General features: G+C 56.3%; 27 protein-coding genes and 1 pseudogene. 22 read left to right on the top strand and 6 right to left on the bottom strand.

Annotated elements, in window-relative coordinates; all coding sequences use genetic code 11:
* On the bottom strand, positions 1 to 205 hold a 205-nt coding region (locus tag HT737_RS23270), incomplete at its 3' end, for a DUF4062 domain-containing protein (RefSeq protein ID WP_182404099.1).
* Between the two features lie 186 nt (positions 206 to 391).
* Between HT737_RS23270 and HT737_RS23265 the strand changes: the two genes are divergently transcribed.
* The 18 genes from HT737_RS23265 (at position 392) to HT737_RS23185 (ending at position 13,768) form a co-directional block, all read left to right on the top strand.
* Complete coding sequence (locus HT737_RS23265) at positions 392 to 964, top strand: phage baseplate assembly protein V (protein ID WP_182404098.1); 573 nt, start codon at positions 392 to 394, stop codon at positions 962 to 964.
* Positions 961 to 1,305, top strand: coding sequence for a GPW/gp25 family protein (locus HT737_RS23260; protein ID WP_182404097.1), 345 nt, complete (start codon positions 961 to 963; stop codon positions 1,303 to 1,305). The genes HT737_RS23265 and HT737_RS23260 overlap by 4 nt, the downstream gene beginning before the upstream one ends.
* Entirely contained in the window at positions 1,302 to 2,213 is a 912-nt protein-coding gene (locus HT737_RS23255; protein WP_182404096.1) for a baseplate J/gp47 family protein, read from the top strand. The genes HT737_RS23260 and HT737_RS23255 overlap by 4 nt, the downstream gene beginning before the upstream one ends.
* Positions 2,213 to 2,836: a phage tail protein I gene (locus HT737_RS23250; RefSeq protein WP_182404095.1), complete on the top strand. Its 624-nt coding sequence runs from the start codon at positions 2,213 to 2,215 to the stop codon at positions 2,834 to 2,836. The genes HT737_RS23255 and HT737_RS23250 overlap by 1 nt, the downstream gene beginning before the upstream one ends.
* A complete protein-coding gene (locus tag HT737_RS23245; RefSeq protein ID WP_182404094.1) occupies positions 2,829 to 2,972 on the top strand; it encodes a phage tail protein in 144 nt (47 codons plus the stop codon). Before HT737_RS23250 ends, HT737_RS23245 begins: the two co-directional genes overlap by 8 nt.
* On the top strand, positions 2,941 to 4,329 hold the full coding sequence (locus HT737_RS23240) for a phage tail protein (RefSeq protein WP_374011194.1): 1,389 nt from the start codon (positions 2,941 to 2,943) through the stop codon (positions 4,327 to 4,329). The genes HT737_RS23245 and HT737_RS23240 overlap by 32 nt, the downstream gene beginning before the upstream one ends.
* A gap of 7 nt (positions 4,330 to 4,336) precedes the next feature.
* The gene (locus tag HT737_RS23235) at positions 4,337 to 4,900 is read left to right on the top strand and encodes a tail fiber assembly protein (RefSeq protein ID WP_182404093.1); all 564 of its coding nucleotides are present in this window, start codon (positions 4,337 to 4,339) and stop codon (positions 4,898 to 4,900) included.
* Positions 4,901 to 4,991: 91 nt separating this feature from the next.
* Positions 4,992 to 6,161, top strand: coding sequence for a phage tail sheath protein (locus HT737_RS23230; RefSeq protein ID WP_182404092.1), 1,170 nt, complete (start codon positions 4,992 to 4,994; stop codon positions 6,159 to 6,161).
* Between the two features lie 15 nt (positions 6,162 to 6,176).
* Positions 6,177 to 6,692 carry a phage major tail tube protein gene (locus HT737_RS23225; protein ID WP_182404091.1) on the top strand — a complete coding sequence of 172 codons (516 nt, stop codon included), beginning with the start codon at positions 6,177 to 6,179 and terminating at the stop codon, positions 6,690 to 6,692.
* A gap of 27 nt (positions 6,693 to 6,719) precedes the next feature.
* Complete coding sequence (locus HT737_RS23220) at positions 6,720 to 7,049, top strand: phage tail assembly protein (protein ID WP_182404090.1); 330 nt, start codon at positions 6,720 to 6,722, stop codon at positions 7,047 to 7,049.
* An 8-nt stretch (positions 7,050 to 7,057) separates the two neighbouring features.
* On the top strand, positions 7,058 to 7,177 hold the full coding sequence (locus HT737_RS23215; protein ID WP_182404089.1) for a GpE family phage tail protein: 120 nt from the start codon (positions 7,058 to 7,060) through the stop codon (positions 7,175 to 7,177).
* Positions 7,167 to 7,973: a hypothetical protein gene (locus HT737_RS31925; RefSeq protein ID WP_306287256.1), complete on the top strand. Its 807-nt coding sequence runs from the start codon at positions 7,167 to 7,169 to the stop codon at positions 7,971 to 7,973. The genes HT737_RS23215 and HT737_RS31925 overlap by 11 nt, the downstream gene beginning before the upstream one ends.
* Positions 7,900 to 9,726: a phage tail tape measure protein gene (locus HT737_RS23210; protein ID WP_306287255.1), complete on the top strand. Its 1,827-nt coding sequence runs from the start codon at positions 7,900 to 7,902 to the stop codon at positions 9,724 to 9,726. Before HT737_RS31925 ends, HT737_RS23210 begins: the two co-directional genes overlap by 74 nt.
* Before the next feature lie 5 nt (positions 9,727 to 9,731).
* On the top strand, positions 9,732 to 10,172 hold the full coding sequence (locus HT737_RS23205) for a phage tail protein (RefSeq protein WP_182404088.1): 441 nt from the start codon (positions 9,732 to 9,734) through the stop codon (positions 10,170 to 10,172).
* A complete protein-coding gene (locus HT737_RS23200) occupies positions 10,169 to 11,437 on the top strand; it encodes a phage late control D family protein (protein ID WP_182404087.1) in 1,269 nt (422 codons plus the stop codon). The genes HT737_RS23205 and HT737_RS23200 overlap by 4 nt, the downstream gene beginning before the upstream one ends.
* A gap of 18 nt (positions 11,438 to 11,455) precedes the next feature.
* Entirely contained in the window at positions 11,456 to 11,656 is a 201-nt protein-coding gene (locus tag HT737_RS23195) for a Com family DNA-binding transcriptional regulator (protein ID WP_182404086.1), read from the top strand.
* A complete protein-coding gene (locus HT737_RS23190; RefSeq protein ID WP_182404085.1) occupies positions 11,617 to 12,471 on the top strand; it encodes a DNA cytosine methyltransferase in 855 nt (284 codons plus the stop codon). The genes HT737_RS23195 and HT737_RS23190 overlap by 40 nt, the downstream gene beginning before the upstream one ends.
* 196 nt (positions 12,472 to 12,667) lie before the next feature.
* Positions 12,668 to 13,768 carry a hypothetical protein gene (locus tag HT737_RS23185; RefSeq protein ID WP_182404084.1) on the top strand — a complete coding sequence of 367 codons (1,101 nt, stop codon included), beginning with the start codon at positions 12,668 to 12,670 and terminating at the stop codon, positions 13,766 to 13,768.
* Between the two features lie 1,138 nt (positions 13,769 to 14,906).
* Here the strand turns inward: HT737_RS23185 and HT737_RS23180 are convergent.
* From HT737_RS23180 to HT737_RS23165, 4 genes and pseudogenes are all read right to left on the bottom strand, one after another.
* A pseudogene (locus tag HT737_RS23180) lies at positions 14,907 to 15,875 on the bottom strand (DUF4113 domain-containing protein); the annotation flags it as partial.
* A 154-nt stretch (positions 15,876 to 16,029) separates the two neighbouring features.
* Entirely contained in the window at positions 16,030 to 16,173 is a 144-nt protein-coding gene (locus HT737_RS23175; protein WP_182404083.1) for a DUF4113 domain-containing protein, read from the bottom strand.
* Positions 16,174 to 16,488: 315 nt separating this feature from the next.
* Entirely contained in the window at positions 16,489 to 17,130 is a 642-nt protein-coding gene (locus HT737_RS23170; RefSeq protein ID WP_182404082.1) for a transmembrane anchor protein, read from the bottom strand.
* A gap of 12 nt (positions 17,131 to 17,142) precedes the next feature.
* Positions 17,143 to 17,880, bottom strand: a complete 738-nt coding sequence (locus HT737_RS23165; RefSeq protein ID WP_109631470.1) for a HupE/UreJ family protein — start codon at positions 17,878 to 17,880, stop codon at positions 17,143 to 17,145.
* 513 nt (positions 17,881 to 18,393) lie between these two features.
* On the opposite strand from HT737_RS23165, the gene HT737_RS23160 reads away from it, so the two are divergent.
* From HT737_RS23160 to HT737_RS23145, 4 genes are read left to right on the top strand one after another with little or no spacing between them, the layout of a single operon-like run.
* Positions 18,394 to 18,693: a metal-sensing transcriptional repressor gene (locus tag HT737_RS23160; RefSeq protein ID WP_103470019.1), complete on the top strand. Its 300-nt coding sequence runs from the start codon at positions 18,394 to 18,396 to the stop codon at positions 18,691 to 18,693.
* A gap of 7 nt (positions 18,694 to 18,700) precedes the next feature.
* Positions 18,701 to 19,837: a nickel/cobalt efflux protein RcnA gene (locus HT737_RS23155; RefSeq protein WP_182404081.1), complete on the top strand. Its 1,137-nt coding sequence runs from the start codon at positions 18,701 to 18,703 to the stop codon at positions 19,835 to 19,837.
* A gap of 12 nt (positions 19,838 to 19,849) precedes the next feature.
* Positions 19,850 to 20,287, top strand: a complete 438-nt coding sequence (locus tag HT737_RS23150; RefSeq protein WP_182404080.1) for a YqaA family protein — start codon at positions 19,850 to 19,852, stop codon at positions 20,285 to 20,287.
* The gene (locus HT737_RS23145; protein ID WP_182404079.1) at positions 20,284 to 21,027 is read left to right on the top strand and encodes a TraX family protein; all 744 of its coding nucleotides are present in this window, start codon (positions 20,284 to 20,286) and stop codon (positions 21,025 to 21,027) included. The genes HT737_RS23150 and HT737_RS23145 overlap by 4 nt, the downstream gene beginning before the upstream one ends.
* A 41-nt stretch (positions 21,028 to 21,068) precedes the next feature.
* Here HT737_RS23145 and HT737_RS23140 read toward each other — a convergent pair whose 3' ends face one another.
* Positions 21,069 to 22,379, bottom strand: a complete 1,311-nt coding sequence (locus HT737_RS23140) for an MFS transporter (RefSeq protein WP_182404078.1) — start codon at positions 22,377 to 22,379, stop codon at positions 21,069 to 21,071.
* Between the last annotated feature and the right edge of the window lie 307 nt (positions 22,380 to 22,686).

Here is a 22,686-nt window from a genome sequence, read left to right as displayed (position 1 = left end):
ATCTACCACCAACAATTAATAGGTAATAGTCACAATCATCAATGACCTTCTTAATAAACACCCATTGCTCTTCATCCGTCGCTGGAAACATTTCCATACCGGCAGGAATACAGTCCATCTCCATTAGAGTTTGAGTAACACTTTTCCTCTCTTCCATCAAATCCGTGTATGTCGAACTAACAAAAACCTGGTATCGCTTCTCCATTCCCACTCCATGTATTGCGAAAAAATGTTCAGCCCTGAGTGATGCATACGAAATTTTATTTACATCTTCAATCTAAATAGTGAGTCGCCATAACAAGCCCTTGTTCGCCAGAATTGTGAATGTGTAGACAGACTATACAAGCTTTTCCCGATGCGCTATTCGCGCGAGTAAAACACCATCGCCCCCATGAACGACTTAGCCACCCTCGCCCGCCTGATCGAAAACCTCATCCGCCTCGGCACCATCGCCGACGTCCAGATGAGGCCCCCGCGCGTGCAGGTCAAAACAGGATCACTCACCACCGGCTGGCTCCCATGGATCACCGCGCGCGCCGGCGCCGACCGCGAATGGAATCCGCCCAACCAAGGCGAGCAGATCATCCTGTTCAGCCCATCCGGCCAACTCGGCAACGGAATAGTCCTCACCGGCCTGTTCAGCGACCACATCCCCGCCAATGGCGACCGCGAAGGCCTGCACCGCTGCACCTACCGCGACGGCACCGTCATCGAGTACGACAGCCTCACTCACCACCTCAACGTCACACTAGCCGAAGGCGGCACCACCAACCTGACAAGCACGGGCGGCATTCACATCGTCGGCCCTATCACCCACGAAGGCGACTACACCCAAACCGGCAACCAAAACGTCACCGGCAGAGTCGCCGTATCCGAGGACGTCGTCGCAGCCAACATCAGCCTGGTCAACCACCCGCACGGCGGCGTCATGCCCGGCGGAGCGAAAACGGGGCAACCGGAATGAACCAAGAAACCGGCGCAGCCCTCGGCTTGGTCGAACACATCGCCCAGTCCATCACCGACATACTCACCACCCGCATCGGTACCCGCGTCATGCGCCGCGAATACGGCAGCCTGCTGCCCGAGCTGGTCGATCAACCGTTCAACGACTTCACCCGCCTGCAGGTGTACGCCGCCACCGTCATGGCCCTGATGCGTTGGGAAACCCGCATCAACCTCAGCCGTGTGCAGTTCGTCGGTGCGAACCTTCAAGGGCAGTCGTCGCTGGATCTGGAGGGGACCTTGGTGGACAGCAATCAGCCGCTGAGCCTCAGCGTGCCGCTGCAATTGGGGGGCAGCGTATGAACACCTTCGTTGCCCTCGACCTTAGCCAACTCCCCGCACCGCAGATCGTCGAACAAATCGACTACGAGCAGATCCTCGCCGCGCGCAAGGCGTACGCCATCAGTCTTTGGCCGCTTGAGCAGCAGGCTGAGATTGCCACACGACTCAACATGCCGTCGGAGCCATTGACCAAACTGCTCGAGGAAAACGCCTACCGCGAAATCATTTGGCGGCAGCGGGTCAACGAAGCCTCCGTCGCCAACATGCTCGCCTTGGCCAAGGGCACCGACCTCGATCAGCTCGCCGCTAACTTCAACGTCAAGCGACTGATCATTCAGGCCGCGAACCCGACAACCGTGCCGCCGCTGGCCAAACTGATGGAAAGTGACGACAGCCTGCGCGAGCGCGCACAGATGGCATGGGAAGGCCTCAGCACCGCCGGCCCGCGCAACAGCTACATCTTCCACGCCCGTTCCGCAGACGGCCAGGTCGCCGACGCCACCGCCGAAAGCCCGGCCCCGGCCGAAGCCGTGGTCACCGTGCAATCCGTGCTGGGCGACGGTACCGCGTCACAGGCACTGCTCGACAAGGTCAAAACCTACCTAAGCGACGACGACCGCCGGCCACTCGCAGATCGCCTGACCGTGCAGGGTGCGCAGATCCTCACCTACCAGGTCAAAGCCAAGCTCTACCCGCTGACCAACGGCCCGGAAACCGAACTGATCCTGGCGGCCGCCCAAGCGCGGCTGCTGCAATTCGTGCATCAGCGCCGTCGGTTGGCGCTAGAGGTGTCCGAATCCATCGTCCACGCCGCGCTACACGTCGAGGGGGTGCGTAAAGTCGTCCTGAAGGATTGGGTGGACATCGTCGCCACCAAGTACCAGGCGCCGTACTGCACGCATGTCGAATTGGCGCTGGGCTTCGAATGATGAGCTATCAACCGCTGCTACCCAATAACTCGACACCGCTGGAACGCCAGGCGGCTCAAGCACTGGCACAAATCCAACGCGTGCCCATTCCCTTGAGAACGCTCTACAACCCGGACAAATGCCCCCTGCCCTTGCTGCCGTACCTCGCCTGGGCGTTCTCGGTAGATCGCTGGGACAGCAAATGGCCGGAGCCAGCCAAGCGCGCAGCCTGCCGCGCGGCGTACTACGTCCACTCGCACAAGGGCACCATCGGCGCCTTACGCCGTGTAGTCGAACCGCTGGGCTACCTGATCGAAATCGCCGAATGGTGGCAATCCGTCCCACTCGGGACACCTGGCACCTTCACCTTACGCATTGGCGTCCTCGACTCCGGCATCACCGAAGCCATGTATCAGGAACTGGTCTGGCTGATCGATGACGCCAAACCCCTCACCCGCCATCTGACAGGCCTCGACATCATTCTGGAATCCCGACTCGACACGTTCGTTGGATGCGCCGTGTACGACGGCGACGAAATCGACGTGTATCCGTGGAACAACCCGGATATCGACGTAGCAGTCCGGGGCTACAGCGCCCTAAGCCTTTACACCCTCGACGAACTGGATGTTTACCTTAATGGTTGATCAGAACTCTATTTTCGGCGGCCTGCTAACCACGCTGGGCGCCGCCAAGAAAACCAACTGCGACGCCCTCGGCATTCCCTGGCAGCCGAGCCACATGCTGATCGGTGACGCCAACGGCGTTGCCCCCCACGCCTGACGCCTCGCAGACTCAACTGATCAATCAGGTTCATCGCGCCCCTCTCAACCAGTTGCACACGTCCCCTACCGATCCAAACATTCTGATCGCCGAAGTGGTACTTCCCCCGGAGGTGGGCGGCTGGTGGATGAGGGAGCTGGCACTCGAAGACAGCGATGGTGTGTTTTGTGCGGTTGCGAATCTGCCACCCAGCTACAAGCCACTGCTTGCGCAAGGGTCGGGGCGTAACCAGGTGGTGCGGATGCACATCATCACCAATGGCACCGCCAACATTCAGCTCAAGATCGATCCGGCGGTGGTTCTGGCGACCCGAGACTATGTGGATCGTTCCCTCATCGCACGCGATGCGTTCACCAACGTATCGTCATCCCGAACGTTGAAACCCCGAGAAATGGGCATCGTCCTGATAGACGCCAGTGCCCGCGCACTGAATATCCAGTTGCCAGCAGCTGATGCCCGACTCGGCACACGGGACGTCATTGTTCGCCGCAAAGACAACAGCATCAATCGTCTGGTCATCAAGGCACATGGCAAAGACACACTGATGTTTCATACGCACTTGAACCCAGCGGGTTATCCGTTTCTCGTGCTGATGGGCGCTGGTGATTGGTGGCATTTGCGCAGTGACGGTGCCGGCAGCTGGTGGCCATTAGGCCGTTTCGACAGCACTACATTAGGCCGACCGGTTTTCGAAACCACCACCGTGTTCAGCCCCGGCGGTTACGGCGCCATGAGTGGGCAATTACTCGACAGAAATGAGTGGCCATGGTTGTGGGATCACGCTCAACAATCGGGGATGCTCTATCCAGAGAAACATAGTTACCTGGAAGGTGCATGGACGATCGGCGACCACAAAACGACGTTTCGGCTACCCGAGGCAAGAGGCGAGTTTTTCAGGGTGCTTGATGAAGACCGGCGCGTCGATAAATCGACTCTGACAGGTACCACAACGCGAGGAAGTCCGGTTATCAGCGATATCCGCGGCCGCATGCGCGTCAAGATCGGCATGATGTTGGAGGGCGGCGATTTTCCAAAAGGCACCACCATTGTTTCCGTCGGAGAGTCAGAGATTGTTGCCTCGAATGAGTCAAAGACGGACGGCGCCGGTGAGTGGCAAGTTCTCGGGCGGATCGCCGGTTCATGGACACCCGACACGTTTGAGCGTCACACCCACCCTGTTTCTTTCGGCTCCGGCAAGGGTGACCGCGTAGCGCTTCTTTCTGCTGCATCAACTTCTGTTGCTCAAATCAACCACGTAGTGGCCTACAACACATCGCCGCCGTTAATCGGGCGAATGGGTAACGACGAAACTCGCCCACGCAATATCGCCTACCCCGCCCGAATTAAACTGATCTGAGGTCTGGATGATTACCTATTTGATTGATGACGCCGGGGCGCTGGCCGGCCCGGTGACGTTCCCGGATATTCCCGGTTTCGGCCCGCAGCTTCCCGGCAACGCCGTGCAGGTACCTGAAGTGCTCACGCCGACAGAGCCAGGTACAACGTGGGCGCTGCTCGATGGAGAAGTCCGCCAGGTACGCGATTTGCGAGGAACGGTTTTCCGCAAGGCAGATGGTGCGAGCCAATCGTGGCAACAATTAGGCGAGCTGCCACAAGCGTTAACCACCCAACCATGGCCTGGAGAACACTTCCGATGGATCAACGAACAATGGACGCTCGACGAATTGGCCCTGCGTGCAACTCAAAGCGCTCAGGCTCTACAGCATCGCGACGACCTGCTGCGTAACGCGCAGTTGCGCATCGCACCGCTTCAGTACGCGGAGAAGCTGGGTACTGCAACACCTCAAGAGCTGACATTGCTATTGGGCTGGATGCGCTACAGCGTAGATCTCAACCGCATCGAACAGCAGGAGCAATTCCCCAACATCATCGATTGGCCAACACCACCAGACCCTACCGGGTTGTAATCCAGCCCCCTACAACACCCAACCCGCGACGTCATCATCCTCCATCGGCAACCTGTGCATCGACTTCACGATCACCGCACAGGCCGCTTCCATGTCCGATTATCTTCACGGCGTCCGGGTCATCGAGCTTAACGATGGCTCGCGCCCAATCCGCACGATCCCCACCGCCGTCATCGGCATGGTTTGCACCGCCGATGATGCCGATGCATCGACCTTCCCACTGGATACACCCGTGCTGATCAGCAGCGTACAGAGCGCCATTGGAAGGGCCGGTGAAAAAGGCACGCTGGCGGTCAGCCTGCAAGCCATCGCCAACCAGTCCAAACCCTACGTCATTGTGGTGCGCGTGAAGGAAGGCCAGGACGAAGCGGAGACCGCCAGCGCGTTGATCGGCACCACTACTGAATCCGGCAAATACACCGGTATGAAAGCCTTGCTCGCCGCCAAGTCTCGACTGGGATTGGTGCCGCGGATTCTGGGCGTGCCCGGGCTCGACTCGTTACCCGTGGCCACCGCCCTCACATCGCTCGCTCAACAACTGCGCGCATTTGCTTATGTCAGCGCGTGGGGCTGCCAGACCAAAGAAGAGGCCGTCGCCTACCGTCGCAACTTCGGCGCTCGGGAAGCTATGGTCATCTGGCCTGACTTCCTGAACTGGAACATCGCCACCAGCAAGACAGCCACCGCGAGCGCCGTGGCTAATGCGTTAGGCGTGCGTGCCAAGATCGATCAGCAAACCGGCTGGCACAAAACCTTATCCAACGTCGCTGTGAATGGCGTCACCGGCATCAACGCCGATGTGTTCTGGGACCTGCAAAACCCGGCTACCGACGCCAACTACCTCAACAGTCACGACGTCACCACGCTGATCAACGAAGGCGGCTTTCGCTTCTGGGGCAGCCGCACCTGCAGCGATGACCCGCTGTTCGCTTTCGAGAGTTACACCCGCACCGCGCAAGTACTGGCCGACACCATGGCCGGCGCGCAGATGTGGGCGATGGACAAGCCGCTGCATGCCTCATTGGTGCGCGACATGATCGAGTCGGTGAACGCCGAGTTTCGCACCAAAGTCGCTGGCGGCTATCTGGTCGGTGGCGGCTGCTGGTACCCCGAAGACATCAACACCAAAGACACGCTCAAGGCCGGCAAGCTCTGGCTGGATTACGACTACACGCCTATCCCGCCGCTGGAAGACCTGACCCTGCGCCAACGCATCACCGACCGCTACCTCATCAATTTCGCCAGCCAGATCAACCGCTAACCGGAGAACGGCGCCATGGCCCTACCGCGCAAACTGAAAAACCTCAACCTGTTCAACGATGCCAACAGCTACGTCGGCGTGGTCAAGAGCGTCACCCTGCCCCCGCTCGGGCGAAAGATGGAAAGTTATCGCGGCGGTGGCATGAGCGGCCCGGTCAAAGCTGACCTGGGGTTCTCCGATGACGGCATCCAGTTCGAATGGAAGACCGGCGGACTGGACCTGATCGCGCTGCGCCAGTTCGGCGCGGTGAACGCTTCGGGTGTGGCGCTGCGATTCTCCGGCGCCTTTCAGCGCGACGATACGGGCGACGTCAGCGCCGTGGAAGTGGTCATGCGCGGCCGTCACGAAACCATCGAAATGGGCGACGCCCAGCCCGGCGAAGACACTGAACACAGCATCACCACCACCTGTTCCTACTACAAGCTCATCGTCGATAACGAAGACATCATCGAGATCGATCTGCTCAATTTCATCGAGAACGTGAACGGCGTCGACATGCTCGAAAAACAGCGCGCCGCGATCGGCCTCTGACCTTCCCAACCCCATTGGATACTCCCCATGCAGAGCATCGAAACACACGAAACCATCCAGTCTGCCGATGAAAACAGCGTAAGCCTCGACATGCCCATCACTCGCGGTAAAACCACTATCGATACGCTCACTCTGCGTAAGCCCCAATCGGGCGAACTGCGTGGCGTGCAGTTGATCGAGTTGTTGAACATGGACGTGGCAACCCTGATCAAGATCCTGCCGCGCATCACGTCGCCAAGCATTACCGCGCCGGAAGCCGCCGGCATGGACCCGGCGGATCTGCTGGCCTGTGGTAGCAAGATTTCCGCTTTTTTGTTGCAGAAGTCGGCGAAGACGGATGTCTGCCTCGTTGCGTAGAGGATGCAATGGCTGACTTGGCGGTGGTCTTTCATTGGGCACCAGCGAACATGGATTCGCTGGGCCTGCAAGAGCTGATGGAATGGCGCGAGCGCGCCAGGTTGCGGAGTGTTGTCGATGGCGAATGATCTGAAGTTGCGGGTATTGCTGAGTGCCATCGATCAAGCCACCCGCCCACTAAGAGCAATCAACAACAGCAGCATCGGCGCAGCCCGTGCCTTGAAGGACGCCCGCGAAAAGCTCAAGGCACTCAACTCACAGCAAAAAGATGTGAGCGCCTGGCGCTCGCAACGCGCGGCTGCCGAGACTACGGCGCAGGCGCTGAGTGCTGCACGCGACAAAGTCAAAACGCTGAGTCAGCAAATCGCCGCCACTGCCGCGCCGACCAGGGCGATGACGCAAGATCTACGCAGGGCAATTCGTGAAGCGCAAAAGCTCAAGCAGCAACACGAGCAAAGCAGCGTGCAATTACAGCGCCTTCGTACTCGACTGCACGACGCGGGCCTTAGTACCCAAAACCTCAGTCAGCACGAACGCCGTCTGCGTGAGCAAACCGATGCGGCCAATCAAAGCATCGCGGAGCAGACCCGACGCTTGGCGGCATTGGCGGCTCAACAGCGAAGGCTGACAGCGGCACGCACCACACTACAAAATCAGCGAGAAGTCGCCACCTCAATGGCTGGTAAGGGCGCCACCGCCGCTGCCAGTGGAGGCACTGCGCTGTATGCGGGCGCCAAGATGCTCATGCCCGGCATCGAATTCGACGCCAGCATGAGCAAAGTACAAGCGATCACCCGCCTCGATCAAAAACGCTGTCGAGCTATCGGATCTGCGCAAGCAGGCGCGTGGGTTGGGCAGTTCCACACAATTCACTGCCGGTCAGGCCGCCAATGCTCAGGGTTTTCTCGGCATGGCCGGGTTTGAGCCGAAAGCCATCAGAGCCGCCATGCCCGGCATGCTCGACCTCGCCTCTGCCGGCGGCACCGAATTGGCCCAGACCGCCGACATCGCTTCAAATATCCTCTCCGGACTCGGCATGGATGCCGAACACATGAGCAGACTGGGCGACGTACTCGTCGGCACTTTTACCCGCTCCAACACCAATTTGCAGATGCTCGGCGAGACCATGAAATACGCCGCGCCGATGGCCAAGACCTACGGCGTCGAACTGGAAACCGCCGCCGCAATGGCCGGTAAACTGGGGGATGCAGGACTGCAAGGCAGCATGGGCGGCACGGCGCTGAGTTCGATCATGAACCGCCTGGCGTCACCGCCGAAAGCCGCTGAAAAAGCACTTGCGCAACTGCAGATCCGAACCGCCGACGCTCAAGGCAACCTGCGGAAAATGCCGGACATCCTCAAAGAGATCCACGACAAAACCCAACACCTGGGTACCGCGAAAAAAGGCGGGCTGTTCAAAGCTATTGCCGGTGAAGAAGCCGTCAAAGGCATGGCCCAATTGGTGGACCAAGCCGGCAATGGCGAGCTGCAAAAACTGATTGCCAGCCTGCGTGAAAGCCAAGGGGAAGCCGCTCGCACCGCCAAAGTCATGGCTGATAATTTGAAGGGTGACCTGATCACGTTAGGCAGTGCCTGGCAGGATTTGGGCATTGAATTACAGGACCAGCAGGACGGATCTCTGCGGTCGCTCATCCAATCGCTCACAGAGGTTATTCGCGGTGTGAAAAGCTGGGCCGCCGAACATCCAGAACTGGCGGCCGCCATTGTCAAAACCTCAGCAATCATCGCGGGTTTAGCGGTGGTAATCGGCGGTCTGATGGTGACGATTGCCGGTGTCATGCTGCCCTTTGTGGCGTTGCGACTGATGTTCCTGAGCTTGGGGATTCGCCTGCCCAGCCTGATCAGCCTGTTGTGGAGTCTTGGTCGCAAGGTATTGCCTTTTGTGGGCAAGGCGCTGCTGCTTATCGGACGCGCGCTGATGTTGAATCCCATCGGGATGGCCATCACCGCCCTCGCCGGCGCCGCGTATCTGCTCTACGACAACTGGGACGCGGTGAAACTCTACTTCATCGATGCCTGGAAAGAGATCAAAGCCGGTTTCAACGGTGGTACGACCGGCATCCTCAAGACCCTGATCAACTTCAGCCCCGTGGGCTTGCTGTACAAGGCCTTCGCTGCCGTCATGAAATACCTTGGCATCGAGCTGCCCGGCCGGTTTACCGAGTTCGGCGGGATGATCATCGACGGGCTGGTGAAAGGGCTGAAGGCTGGTATCGGTGAGCTGAAAAATGTCATGGGCGATGTCGGCGACTCGACCATTGGCTGGTTCAAGGAAAAGCTGGGTATCAACAGCCCTTCCCGCGTCTTTGCCGAGTTGGGCGGTTTCACCATGGCCGGCCTCACTCAAGGACTGGAGCGTCATCAGCGTCAACCGATCGGCGTGCTGAGCGTGTTGACTCAGCGACTCAGCGACGCAACCAAAGCGATTGGCTTTATGCCGGACGCGAGAAACCATTCGCTGACCGTCGACAGCCGTTCTCCCCTCAAACCGCGCACACCATCGATTCATGACAGCCACGACACTTACCAGATCAACATCCACCCCGCCCCGGGCATGGACCCGTTGGCAATTGGTCGTGCGGTACGCGCGGAGATGATGCGCGTCCACAACGAGAAACAAGCCCGTCAACGCAGCCGTTTGGCCGACCTGGAGTAATGCCCATGATGCTGGCATTGGGCATGTTCGTCTTCAGCCTCTCCACCGCGGCCTATCAGGCCTTACAACGTCAAACCGAATGGCGACACGCGAGCAGCAATCGTGTCGGCGCGGCACCTGCACGGCAGTTTTTGGGCCGTGGTGAAGACTCGATCACCCTGCCCGGCCTGATCCTGCCGGAACTGGCCGGTAGCGCGCTCAGCCTCGATGCATTGCGTCTGATGGCCAACACCGGTAAAGCGTGGCCGATGGTCGAGGGCAGCGGCCGGATCTACGGCCTATGGATCATCGAAAGCCTGAGTGAAACCAAGACCCTGTTTTTCCGCGACGGTACGCCCCGGCGTATCGAATTCATGTTGAGCCTCAAGCGCATCGATGACGACCGCATCGACTTGATCGGCGCCGGGACAAGCGTGGGCATCAGCATCATGAGGGCACTGCTGTGATCGACGCGGCCCTCTCCCGCGTCACCGGCTACCTGGACAAGGCCCTTTCACGCTACCAGCGCGAAGCTGCTTACCCTGTGCCGGCGTACCGCATCACCGTGGACGGCAACGACATCGCCCATTTGATCAGCCCGCGCCTGATGAGCCTGGACCTCACCGACAATCGTGGTATTGAAGCCGACCAGCTCAGCATCACGCTTAGCGACCACGACGGCCTGCTCGCGATCCCGCCCACCGGAGCGGTGATTCGTCTGTGGTTGGGCTGGAGCGATACAGGGCTAGTCGACAAATGCACGTACACCGTCGACGAAACCGAACACTGCGGCGCCCCGGACGTGTTGACCATTCGCGCTCGATCCGCCGACCTGCGCAAGAGTTTGAAAACAAAACGCGAACGCAGCTGGAGCAACACCACCCTCGGCGACGTGCTCGGAGACATTGCCTTGGGCAACGGCCTGACCGCCACCATTGCCGGCACGCTTGGCGGTTTACCCATCCTTCAACTCGACCAGGCCAACGAATCCGACGCCAATCTGATCAGCCGCCTCGGCGAGGAATTCGACGCCGTCGTCACCGTCAAGGCTGGCTGCTTGCTGTGCCTGCCGGCCGGCGGCGGCAAGACCGCCAGCGGTGCCGACCTGCCCCACATCACTCTGACTCGCGCCGACGGCGATCAACACCGATACCTGCAGGCCGACCGCGATAGTTACGACGGCGTACGCGCTTATTTCTACGACGTGAACAGCGCCGAGAAACAACAAGCCATCGCGGGTGGCGGCGAGAACCTCAAAGATCTGCGCCACACGTACAGCGATCGGCAATCGGCCATACGCGCCACCCGCGCCGAACTCAACCGACTGCAACGTGGCAGCGCGACGCTCAGCTACACGCTGGCCGTAGGTCGACCGGATCTGATCCCGGAGCTGACTTACTCGCTCGAAGGCGTGAAAACCGAAATCGACGAGATCATCTGGTACGGCGGCAACGTGCAGCACTCCCTCAGCGCAGACAGTGGCTACACCGTCAGCCTTGAGCTCGAGAGCAAGTTGCCGGATGACACAGTTGAGGGATTGGCAGAAGAAAACACAGACGAATTCACAGGCGTCATCGCGTACTACCGAGACAAGAAAACCGGCGTGCAGAAACCGGCAATGGTCGCAAATCAGCGCAAACCTAAACGCCTACGTTGGCTGTACGCCACTGAAGACGCCGCCAAACGTGCGGCGGATCGCGAATGGAAAAAGCTTCAACGAGACAAACCATGACCCATCAAGGACGATTGCATGCAGGACATCCGCTGCGGCCACTGCTGTCGCAAACTTGCCGCCGCCAGCGGCTTCACTGAACTACAGATCAAGTGCCCGCGCTGCCGGACACTCAACCACTTGAAGGCCCCGAGCCTCCCCCAAGCGTGCCTTGAGCATCCAGAACAACGAGTTCCTGAATGCCCCAACCCACCCTTGGAAGCCTGTTCGCAGGCATAGGAGGCTTTGATGTCGGATTTGAAAATGCGGGATACCGCAGCGCCTGGCAAGTCGAAATCAACCCCATCAACCGGGCTGTGCTTGCCGATCGATTTCCCCACGCGCAGCAATTTGAAGACGTGCGCCACTGCGGCGCCCACAACCTCTGCTCGGTCGACGTCCTCACCGCAGGATTCCCCTGCCAGGACATCAGCATCGCCGGCGCCCGAGAAAGCAATCGAGACACCCGCGGCCTGCGCGGCGCCCGCAGCGGTTTGTTTTGGGAAGTCATACGAATCCTCAAGGAAATTCAACCTCGCTGGGTGGTGCTTGAGAACGTCGTTAACCTGCTCGCTGTCAACAATAGCCACGACTTTGAAACAGTCATCAGGGCCCTTGCGGACTGCGGGTATGTGGGATTTTGGCGAGTGCTTAATGCTCAATATTTCGGAGTCCCCCAGCAACGTCGTCGAATATTCTTGGTCGCCGGTTATCGACAAATGCCCCCCTTCGAGTTCCTGGCTGACGCCGCGCCAGTGGACGCAATACCTCCAGCGTCTCAATCGCAGCACTGGCCACGCCCAGCGGATGCCTGGGCTGCCAATACTCTACTGGCCGACAGAGTCCCCTCACAGATCGCTATGGGCTGCACCACTCTCGTCGCTCACGCGAACGGATGGGGTCAGATGGCTGAGCGGCAGCGAGCGGCTGAGGATGATGGGTTTTGCCTCGGACTGGATGCGGCCAACCTTGCAGAGGCTTTCGGTGCCGGAAATGCCGTTGTTACGCAGGTGGCGGAGTGGGTAGGACGACATCTACTACCACTGCCAACCTAAATTCAATTAAACACTGAGCGCCGTGCACAGGGGTTCCGCTCAGCACTTCCCGCACCTAAGAAGCCACCAAATTTGCTCTTCCTTATTCAGCACACTCATTGCGGAGCAAAATTTTGCGTCTTATGTGCGGTATACATCTTGCGCAGACAATGAATGATGGCACAATACTAGCCACCCTGACGCTAACGAGATCTTCATGGACGAACGTTTAAAGCTTGTGATTTGCTTGATCATTCCAGGCGCCATTAGCATATTTTCAATAAAAATGGCTTTTAAATTATACAATTCGCTAAAAGCAAAAAAGGACGCAACACACAAGTATCTCTACCCTTTCCACATCGATGCAAATCGAGGCTTAGCCGAACAAGGCTATCTATGGCTTAGTATACTTGGACCCATTCTATATTTTCTTATGTTTGGGCAATACTCTTGGGAAGGTTACACCCTATCCATTAGTTCCACAGGCTTAACCGAATTCTTGAAGATCAGCACTTTACCATTAGGCCTGCTTTCACTATCGATACCACTTTCCATCCTTGTTGCTCGAATACATGCCACGCACCAAACTTCCGTACAAATCATAGCGACTCAATTCAAGAACAACGTAGATGGCTATTACGCTCATCGCAAAGCGATGTTTGAATACTTTGGCGCGTTAAAAAAAATTGTCTACCTAGGAAAAATCGAAGGTGACTTTCATGCGCATCCAAGGCTCCACCTGCGCTTTTTCAAAGATGAAGGCCCGACTAAAGGCATTCCAAAAATTGACAATGACCGTTTCAAACAGGTCATCAACACCCTTGCAGAAGTAAAACTCAATATCCACACAGCAATCAGCAGCAAAACAACACCCGAGGTATCGGCGAAGCACTATGGCCAAGCTTGTAACGAAATCTATGATCTTGCAGGTATCCTAACCCTTCCAGTTATTTACGACACGCTAAAATCATCGAGCAAACAATTCACAATCTACGACGCTATCAATCTAGCAAACCCCAAAAACATCACTTTTACCAAAGTTGGAACTTCAACAGAAGAACTCATTGGCTGTTACAGATATATTCGCTCTTATATGCGAGTACTATGCGAGTTTTCAGGCTACAGCGTTGATTTTTTTGACGAAAAAGACACGTTTCCAGAAATTGACAAGGGAGACCGTTTTAAATCCTCCCCTTACAACTTTCGCGACATCTCTCGCATATTAGAAATCAGTCAAGAAAAAAATACAGAAATTATTATGGTTCAATCAAATGCCAGAAAAGCGGCAGTCGAATCCGCTTCGATCAATCTAAGTTAAAAGTGAAAAAAACCCATGGCTATAGTCGCGATTCTTACTTTGTTTTTTGCCTCCGTCTTCGTTTTTTTGGCTGCTAGACAAAACCTTTTCACAGAAAAAAAATTATCTCGTTCCGCCCAAAATTTAAATTACATTACAGCTTCCAAAGATGGGAATTCCTAGACTATATCGCATTCATTGTGACTGCCAGCACTGCAACACTCATAGTTTTTGCACTTCTAACTATGATCGGCTTTACCTTTTCCAAGACTGTACCTCAAACCTTATTCATCCTAGTTAGTAGCAGCACCTTAGCTTTTGCTTTTTTTTCACTATCAACTACATAAGTTTTATTCTGCACATGCCACTGCATGCAACTTAATTTTAGCTCTCGCCACTATTTTCATAACACTCATAGCCAATTCTATCGCAGATTCTTTCATTACCGAGTTCACTCACGTTGAAGCGGGACAATTCTCATCAGCACAAAAAACATTCACCATCTTGGGAATCATAGGCATCTGGCTTTATATTGGAATGTATCTGAGCATTCCAATATACATACTCGTCACACTAAACATGCTGTACAACATAATAAGCACAGAACGGAAACAACCTGCATACGTAAATTCTTACACCATAACTAAGAAGCCAAAAAAACAGGTTTTTAATAGAAGCTTCATATTAATACTTGGAGTTTCTTATACTGTAATAATATATCTCGGCGTAATAGGCTCCATTGCATCCTCTGCAGAAAATAGACTGAAAAAAATTCTAGTTTTTTCTTCATTCCATTTATCTCCAGAGGCATGCGGCATCGTCACTTACATCCCACTTACGAAGATCGCCCTCATCAGTGATAAAAAAACTGTTATTGCCACTCCGGATCGGGAGCTTGGCTATACATTTAAAACTGAAGATTGCAAAATACAACAACCAATAACCGAACGAAAACCGGCATTAGCGATTCATCATTTAAAAAACTCTCATAGATCGTTTTCTGCCTTTCGATACATCAGCCCCACGTCTTGCCCTATTCGTTATTGCTCAGCATTCAATAACGGACTTTGCATATGAGCAAATCAAACCCTCTGCCAATCCCTAAAGAGCAGAAGCCCCACATCTTTAATAGGGCTTGGGGAAATCTACGACAAATTAGCTAATTGCATCTCACCCTCCACAACTCATCCAATCTCGTTGTGAAACTTTGACTCATCATCTCTCGACGCATCCCCCAATCAGGCGTCGACGGCACGCTTCCAGTCCGAAGCGTGCCCCTGCCCCAGCGCTGATTGATCTCATCCAGAACTCCCATGACCTTCTCCGCCGCTGCTGGCTGGGACTGGGCGAACAGGTCATCGGTGAATTCACCCGGCTGCCGCAGATCCATCAGCAAAACCTCAGCCTTACTGTATTTGAAGCCAGGCCGAAACAGGCGGTTGACCACCTCCACCGCCGCCTTGGTCAGCAGCCGCACGTCGTTGGTGGGGTATGGCAGTTCAACCAGCGCGCCATTGGCGTACTTCGCTTCCTCGGGGTTGAACATGCCCGTGCGGATGCTTACGCGGATTTTCTTGCACAGTGAACTCTGCGCGCGCAGCTTTTCGGCTGCCCTTTCCACATAGGTGGCCACCGCTTCCTTGATCGGCTCGATGGTGGTCAGGCGTTTGCCGAACATGCGGCTACTGCATATCTCTTGCTTGGCTGGCTCGGCCTCGGTGAGCTCCAGGCACGAGGTGCCAGTGAGCTCACGCGCGGTTTTCTCGATCACTACGCTGAATTTCTGTCGAAGCGTCCAAGGATCCGCCTGGGCCAGATCCATCGCGGTTTTGATGTTCATGGTCTCGAGGTGAGCTTTCATCCGGCGCCCAACGCCCCAAACTTCACCGACATCAGTGTTACGCAGCACCCAATCCCTTTTAACGGGATCGCAGATATCCACCACGCCGCCCGTGTGGGCTTGCAGTCGCTTTGCTGTGTGGTTGGCGAGTTTAGCCAAGGTCTTGGTCGGCGCGATGCCGACGCCAACCGGAATGCCCGTTCCTTTGTAGACGGTCGCACGAATGGTTCTGCCGAAGGCAGTCAGGTCACCCGGAATGCCGGTGAGGTCGGCAAAGGCTTCGTCGATGTAAAGGAAAGATGTCAACCCATGGACATCGGTTTGAATGAATATTTGTGAGGGTTTAGATTAGGTATCCGATGTCCATAGACCACACGCATTTTTCACAGAAATTGATCATGTGGTGTCCATGGCACATACGCGAATTTTGTGGCGACAGAAACTAGCGTGACCAAGATGGGCCCGATCCAACAGCCCAAAGCTCATCCAATCTGGTTGGACAACTGGGGCTCTTAAGCCCTCTCCTCATACTCCATTCAGGTGATACAGGGACGCTGGCAGTCCGTAATCGACCCAATGCAGACATTCGTCTTGTGTCTCTCAATCGCTGGGCCAAGGGACAATGTCGTCACGCAGAAACAAACAAGGCCGCACATGCGGCCTTGTTTTATTCAGGGTGTTACTCGTGTGAGTGTCCGTGCTCAGCGCTCTCGGAGGCTGCTCCTTTCTCACCGCCGCCGCATGCCGTCATCAGGCCAAGGAAACAGATCAGGAGCATCGAACGGATCAGCGTTGTTGGGGTTTTCATTGGAAGACTCTTCAAAAATTGGATGAAATAAATGGTCTGTGGTCAGGCTGAATGCCGCATTTTCGGCAATAGAACAGCCATCGCTGCTTCGGATTACTGTTTGACGCTCAAGTAATCGCCGGTCGTTTTCAGTGCGATGGTCACGTCGGTGTTACTGCGATTACGCCAAAACCAACCGTGGGTGCCGTCAAAAATGGCGGTGAATTCACCTTTGTCACTTTTGACCTGCTTGCCCTTGTTGTAGCTGTGGAAGTAACCCTTTTCACCGTTGTACGGCTCACCGTGGGTGTCGTAGTTCACAGGCCCACCAACCGCTGTCCATTCATAGCTGACAGTCTTGTTCTTCAGCACTTCCAGTTTGATTTCTGTCCCTTCACCTGGCTTGAGCGTGACGCTCATTTGATTGGTCTTCAGAGCTGGGGTAGGTGTCGCCACTGGCTGAGCAACAGGTGTCGCAATAGGTTGGGCTTGCGCAACCTGCGGAGCGGGAGCTGGAGTTGCTGCTTGAGGTGGTGCGGCATCCGCCAAAGCTTCCTGGGCAAGGATGATCTTCAGTTCGCCCATCTGGGTGAGCCCCAGAGCCCGGCCCACACCCGTGGGATCAACGGCGTATTCCGAAGGCATGACAACGGTCACTAGGAGGCCAGCAGCAACCAGTATCGCAACGACAGTCGAACGCACCAGTTTGCGAGTGCTTGGCAATTCATTAACAGTTGGAAGCGGAGTATTGAACATGGTCAGAATTCCTTACGCGGAGACAAACAGGCCGGTGATCTGGTAACCCATCAGCAGGAAACCGGCACTCATCATGGCGACATTGGCGGTATAGGCGTGGCGCCAGAAACTGCCGGTGCGCCGCCAGTACCCCATCAAAATGAGAATCGCGCTGAGAGCCAGCAATTGGCCGATCTCGACGCCGACGTTGAAGGCGATCAGGTTCGGAATCAGGCCATCAGGCGAGATTTCGTACTCCTGGATCTTGGTGGCCAGCCCGAATCCATGGAGCAGGCCGAAGATCAGCGTGGCCACCTTGGTGTTGGGTTGGAAACCGAACCAGCGCTGGAATGCACCCAGGTTATCGAGCGCCTTGTACACCACCGAGAAGCCGATGATGGCGTCGATGATGTACGAGCTGATGCTGACCTCTGTAAGTACGCCAAGCAGCAGCGTGACAGAGTGGCCTACAGCGAACAGCGTGACGTAGAGCCCCACGTCTTTCAGGCGATAGAGGAAGAAGATCACCCCGAACAGAAACAGCAGGTGGTCGTAGCCCGTCATCATGTGCTTGGCGCCCATGTAGATGAAGGGCAGCAACATGACGCCGGAGCTTTCCTGGATGAAGCCCTTGTCACCTTCCGCGACAGCGTGAGCCATCGCCTCGGGCATCCCGAGAAACAGTGCAGCGACTAGTAAAAACAACAGCAGTAGCGGGCGGTGCGATGGCGCAGTGAATGCGACAACGCCGCTCATCGAGTGCGAATGCATAGATCAATCCTTCGTTGCAGGGATCAAAGGCCGCAGTGCGGCCATGGTCAGGATGCGAACGAAAGACGGGGTGGTCGCTCAATCAAAAAAATCGGCGGACGAGGAACGGAATATCGGCGCGCATCAACTCGAATAGACAGCTTCGGCTGTGCAGCCAAACTCAACGCGGACGTGAGCTGTGGCGTTTCGTGCTGATGGTCAGGGGTCAACGGTGAGTGGTAGTGATCCGAGTAGCTCGCGCTCGACATCTCTGCCTGCTGCTGATGGGAGTGATGAGCGTCTTGCGCAATCTCCCAGGCTGGCTGTTTTGATGTCACCGACAACGTATAGGTATGCCCGGCCCAAGCCACAAACATGGCGAGAGCAAGTGCGATTACCACCGTCGTTGTCAGTGTTCTGCTGAACATAGCGCTCGGATTTCAACTCGTTTTGTAGGGCTTTGATGCGTTTGACCGCATCCCCCTAGGGGGGATAGGATGCCAGCGTAATTCATTGAGGCCTGAGGCTCAAGTCATGAGTGAGCACGAACACGAACACAGCCATCCCCATACCCACCAAAGTCACGAGGCGATCATCAAGCGCCTCAAGCGGGCGGACGGCCATTTACGCGGCATCATCACCATGATTGAAGAAGGTCGTCAGTGCGTCGACATTGCTCAGCAGTTGCATGCTGTCGAAAAAGCAGTGTGCCAAGCCAAGCGCACGCTCATTCAGGATCACATTGATCACTGTCTGGAGGACACCGTCTCGGCCTTGGGCAATGGCGAGCGCGCACCGCTGGAAGCGTTCAAACAAATCACCAAATACCTCTAGGTCTGATATGCCCAACTTCGCTGAACTGCTGCAACAAGGCGGGGCTCACGCCTGGTTGTATTTCCCGAGTGCTATTCTGCTCGGAGCCTTGCATGGGCTAGAACCGGGCCATTCAAAAACCATGATGGCGGCCTTCATCGTGGCCATTCGTGGCTCGGTAAAACAGGCCGTACTGTTGGGCTTGGCCGCGACGCTGTCGCACACCGCTGTGGTGTGGTTGGTCGCTATTGGCGGCATGTACCTGGGCAAAGGTCTGGACGCTCAAACCACCGAGCCTTACTTCCAACTCGCGTCCTCTGCTCTGATCATCGTGATCGCACTTTGGATGCTGTGGCGTACCTGGCGCGGCGAGCAGATGTTCAAGTTCGAGCAAGGTGATGATCACCACCACGGCGAGCATGACCATGGTCATCACGATGAGACTCATCGTATCGATACAGGCCATGGTCGCATCGAACTGTCGATCTTCGAAGAAGGCATGCCACCGCACTGGCGCCTGAAGACACTGACCGGACACGCCTGGGCAGCCTCAGATGTTCGCCTGATGACTACTCGTCCGGACGGTAGCACCCAATCGTTCTCTTTCGTTGAGCGTGAAGGCTTCCTGGAGTCGACGGTCGATATTCCGGAACCACACGAGTTCAGTGCTCGCTTGAGTCTTGGGCATGTGGGCCACTCCCATGATTACGATCTCCAGTATCAGGAACACGATCACGGGCATGCTCATTCCGAATTGGAAGGCCTGGAACTGTCGATTGATGGCTACCAGGATGCACATGAACGTGCGCATGCCAACGATATCCGTAAGCGCTTCACCAATCGTGAGGTCACCACGGGCCAGATCGTCATGTTCGGTTTGACGGGCGGTTTGATCCCTTGTCCGGCTGCCATCACCGTTCTGTTGCTATGTCTTCAGGTTAAAGAAGTCGCGCTGGGAGGCATGCTTGTCCTGTGCTTCAGCATCGGACTGGCGCTCACCTTGGTCACTGTCGGTGCTGCGGCAGCTATTGGTGCTAAACAGGCTTCCAACCGCTGGCCGTGGCTGGGCACCGTGGCGCGTCGTGCACCGTACCTGTCCAGCGTGCTGATCATCGGTGTTGGTCTGTACGTCGGCTTCCATGGCTGGATCGGCCTGAACGCTTGAGGCGACTCCTTCGTGTTTGAACTCACCAGCTACGTTGGTCTGTTCCTGGCGGCATTCGGTGCCGCCACGTTATTGCCCATGCAGTCTGAAGCCGTGCTGGTCGGGATGTTGCTCTCCGACCGGTACGTCGTTTCTACGCTCTTGGCGGTCGCCACTTTTGGCAACGTTCTTGGCTCCGCACTGAACTGGCTTCTGGGCCGTTCTGTTGAGCGATTCCGCCACAAGCGCTGGTTTCCCGTGAACGAAAGCAAGTTAGAAAAAGCCCAGCAGTCCTATCTGCGCTACGGGCGCTGGTCACTGTTGCTGAGCTGGGTGCCCATCATTGGCGATCCGCTGACGGTCGTCGCCGGAGTCATGCGCGAACCACTTTGGAGTTTCCTGCTGATTGTCACCCTGGCCAAGGGCGTGCGTTATATCGTGCTTACCGCCGTCACATTGGGGTGGACATGACGACGGCTAATACAACCCCGCATTCTTCACTCAAGAGCCGAAGCAGTAGCCTGGATCTGATCAAGTGGCTGGCGATGCTGACCATGGTTATCGATCACTTGCGCCTGGTGTGGCCGGAGATGAACAACCTGTTTATTCCGGGGAGACTTTCCTTTCCGTTGTTCTGTGTCGCTATTGCCGCCAACGTGGCGCGCTCCAAATCGGGCGAATGGCTGACTGCCGCGAACGGTCGATACCTCGCGTTGATGCTGTTGTTCGCCGCCATTTCAGAAGTGCCTTATCGCTACATCAGCACCTCGGGATCATTCAACGTGTTGGTTACCCTGGCATTGGGGCTGGTGATTGCCTGGGGATGGCAACATCGCACCCTGTTGAGCAGCGCTATGGCGTTGATGGCCGCCGCGATTGCCTACGTACTGGATGATCCACTGATGTACGGCTTCTACGGTGCACTTGTTCCAGCGGCTGTCTTAGTAGCAATCAAGAGCCCCGGTGTTCTTTGGTTGCCGCCAGCGGCTCTATGCCTGTTGAGCAATACCCGCAGTAGCATCGTAACAAGGGCGTTGGACTTGGAAGTCTATTCATTGTTGGCCTTGAGCACTGCGTTCGCCGCTCCCCTGATCGGACTCTGGCTACTGCGTCAGACTTTCACCTTCAAGGTCTGGCCAGTGCGGCAATGGGGCTACTGGTTTTATCCAGGGCACCTTGCCGCTCTGCAAGCGCTACGGTTTCTCATCTGAAGGCTGACCAACCAGCCTTGGAAAATCTTAGGAATTTACGATCATTTGTTGGGCCATCGACGATGCTGATCATCGATCACGTATGGATGTTCGTGATCCGCACCCTCCTGCCCGTCGATGTGCGTGTGATCGCCCGGCAGATTTTCATGGGTGTGCTTGATCGACTCCTGGTCATGAGCTGGACGCCAGATCACGATGCTGACCATCAGCGCACTTCCTGCCACGACAGCGAGGCCAATAAACGACGCCGTGAGGCTGATGTTGGCACCCAGCCACCCAGCCAATGGGTAGGTAATCAACCAGCAGGCATGGGACAGGGCAAATTGGGCGGCAAATAGTGCCGGGCGATCTTCGGCATGTGCCGAGCGACGCAACAGTCGACCGCTTGGAGTCTGAGCCAGCGAATAGCCCACGCCGAGTACCATCCACAGCGGCAACAGGAAGTTGTAGGTGGTCAGGTTGATGCCAACGGCCAAACCTGCGACCAATATTCCTCCGCCAAACAACATGGCCGTTCGGTCTTTGATATTTTTCAGCAGGCGAGGCAAGACCAGGGCGGCGACCATGGAGCCGCCACCAAACGCAGCCAGCGCCAATGCCGTTGAACTCTGAGGTAGCGCGAAGCGCGACTGAACCAGCACCACGGTGTTGACGATGACCATGGCGCTGGCAGCCGCTACCGTCAGGTTGAGAGCCAGCAGCCCTCGCAGGCGGGGCGTCGCTAGGAATATGCGCATGCCCCGAGTGGTTCGTTCGTAGACGCTGCGACGAGGTGTCTGTTTCGCCTTGGGCAGCAGTACCGTAGAGACCAGCGCCGCTGAGGCGAGAAAACCGATGACCGTGCCGGCGAACAGGTTGTGGAAGCTGATCACCGTCAGCAGTGCGGCGGCGAGCATCGGGCTGGCGACACTTTCAAGATCGTAGGCCAGGCGCGATAACGACAAGGCACGGGTGTAGTCGTCTTCATCCGGCAGGATGTCTGGAATGGTCGCCTGGAAGGTTGGGGTGAATGCTGCCGAAGCCGACTGAAGGACGAAAATCAGCACGTAGATTTGCCAAACCTCGGTCACGAACGGCAGAGCAAGCGCGACCAGGGCCCGCACCAAGTCCAGCGAGACCAGCATGGCTCGGCGAGGCAGACGCTCTGCAAAAGCCGCTGCAATGGGCGCAACGCCAATGTAGGCCGTCATTTTGATCGCCAACGCCGTCCCAAGAACGGCACCCGCTTGGGCGCCTGCAAGGTCGAACGCCAGTAAGCCCAGTGCGACCGTAGCAAGTCCCGTCCCGACGAGCGCAATCACTTGAGCCAGGAAGAGATGACGGTAGGTTCGGTTGGCTAGGATTTTCAGCATGAGAAATCTCACATGGAGAGGCCCGCACCCATCAGGTTGTCGAGCATTTCTCGAAAAAAGAGAGTAACGAGTTTCTCATTTATCGATTTTTTTGTATCCCCCCTAGGGGGATATAGAACACATCCTAAACCAGAGGCAGGGACAGCTCAAGAAATAGGCGATGAGCCTTTCATCGAAAGCCTGGGAAACAGTCGGGAAATGCTTGCTCAGTGAAGGCAATTAGCCATACGCTGCGGAGCGTGAGACATCTCACGGATATAAAAACATGAGCAAGGAGCAAGCCCTGATGAAACTGTCCGCCATCTTA

It is taken from the genome of Pseudomonas sp. MD195_PC81_125 (assembly GCF_014060985.1).
GTDB lineage: Bacteria > Pseudomonadota > Gammaproteobacteria > Pseudomonadales > Pseudomonadaceae > Aquipseudomonas > Aquipseudomonas parakoreensis.
This window is presented reverse-complemented; position numbering and strand designations above follow the sequence as displayed.

Coding starts and splice junctions, on each gene's coding strand:
- HT737_RS23190 (WP_182404085.1), top strand. CDS start 11,617: ATGCCCCAACCCACCCTTGGAAGCCTGTTCGCAGGCATAGGAGGCTTT.
- HT737_RS23170 (WP_182404082.1), bottom strand. CDS start 17,130: ATGTTCAATACTCCGCTTCCAACTGTTAATGAATTGCCAAGCACTCGC.
- HT737_RS23245 (WP_182404094.1), top strand. CDS start 2,829: ATGGTTGATCAGAACTCTATTTTCGGCGGCCTGCTAACCACGCTGGGC.
- HT737_RS23255 (WP_182404096.1), top strand. CDS start 1,302: ATGAACACCTTCGTTGCCCTCGACCTTAGCCAACTCCCCGCACCGCAG.
- HT737_RS23165 (WP_109631470.1), bottom strand. CDS start 17,880: ATGCATTCGCACTCGATGAGCGGCGTTGTCGCATTCACTGCGCCATCG.
- HT737_RS23160 (WP_103470019.1), top strand. CDS start 18,394: ATGAGTGAGCACGAACACGAACACAGCCATCCCCATACCCACCAAAGT.
- HT737_RS23195 (WP_182404086.1), top strand. CDS start 11,456: ATGCAGGACATCCGCTGCGGCCACTGCTGTCGCAAACTTGCCGCCGCC.
- HT737_RS23205 (WP_182404088.1), top strand. CDS start 9,732: ATGATGCTGGCATTGGGCATGTTCGTCTTCAGCCTCTCCACCGCGGCC.
- HT737_RS23185 (WP_182404084.1), top strand. CDS start 12,668: ATGGACGAACGTTTAAAGCTTGTGATTTGCTTGATCATTCCAGGCGCC.
- HT737_RS23175 (WP_182404083.1), bottom strand. CDS start 16,173: ATGTCTGCATTGGGTCGATTACGGACTGCCAGCGTCCCTGTATCACCT.
- HT737_RS23145 (WP_182404079.1), top strand. CDS start 20,284: ATGACGACGGCTAATACAACCCCGCATTCTTCACTCAAGAGCCGAAGC.
- HT737_RS23155 (WP_182404081.1), top strand. CDS start 18,701: ATGCCCAACTTCGCTGAACTGCTGCAACAAGGCGGGGCTCACGCCTGG.
- HT737_RS31925 (WP_306287256.1), top strand. CDS start 7,167: ATGGCGAATGATCTGAAGTTGCGGGTATTGCTGAGTGCCATCGATCAA.
- HT737_RS23235 (WP_182404093.1), top strand. CDS start 4,337: ATGATTACCTATTTGATTGATGACGCCGGGGCGCTGGCCGGCCCGGTG.
- HT737_RS23230 (WP_182404092.1), top strand. CDS start 4,992: ATGTCCGATTATCTTCACGGCGTCCGGGTCATCGAGCTTAACGATGGC.
- HT737_RS23260 (WP_182404097.1), top strand. CDS start 961: ATGAACCAAGAAACCGGCGCAGCCCTCGGCTTGGTCGAACACATCGCC.
- HT737_RS23265 (WP_182404098.1), top strand. CDS start 392: ATGAACGACTTAGCCACCCTCGCCCGCCTGATCGAAAACCTCATCCGC.
- HT737_RS23250 (WP_182404095.1), top strand. CDS start 2,213: ATGAGCTATCAACCGCTGCTACCCAATAACTCGACACCGCTGGAACGC.
- HT737_RS23215 (WP_182404089.1), top strand. CDS start 7,058: ATGGCTGACTTGGCGGTGGTCTTTCATTGGGCACCAGCGAACATGGAT.
- HT737_RS23225 (WP_182404091.1), top strand. CDS start 6,177: ATGGCCCTACCGCGCAAACTGAAAAACCTCAACCTGTTCAACGATGCC.
- HT737_RS23140 (WP_182404078.1), bottom strand. CDS start 22,379: ATGCTGAAAATCCTAGCCAACCGAACCTACCGTCATCTCTTCCTGGCT.
- HT737_RS23220 (WP_182404090.1), top strand. CDS start 6,720: ATGCAGAGCATCGAAACACACGAAACCATCCAGTCTGCCGATGAAAAC.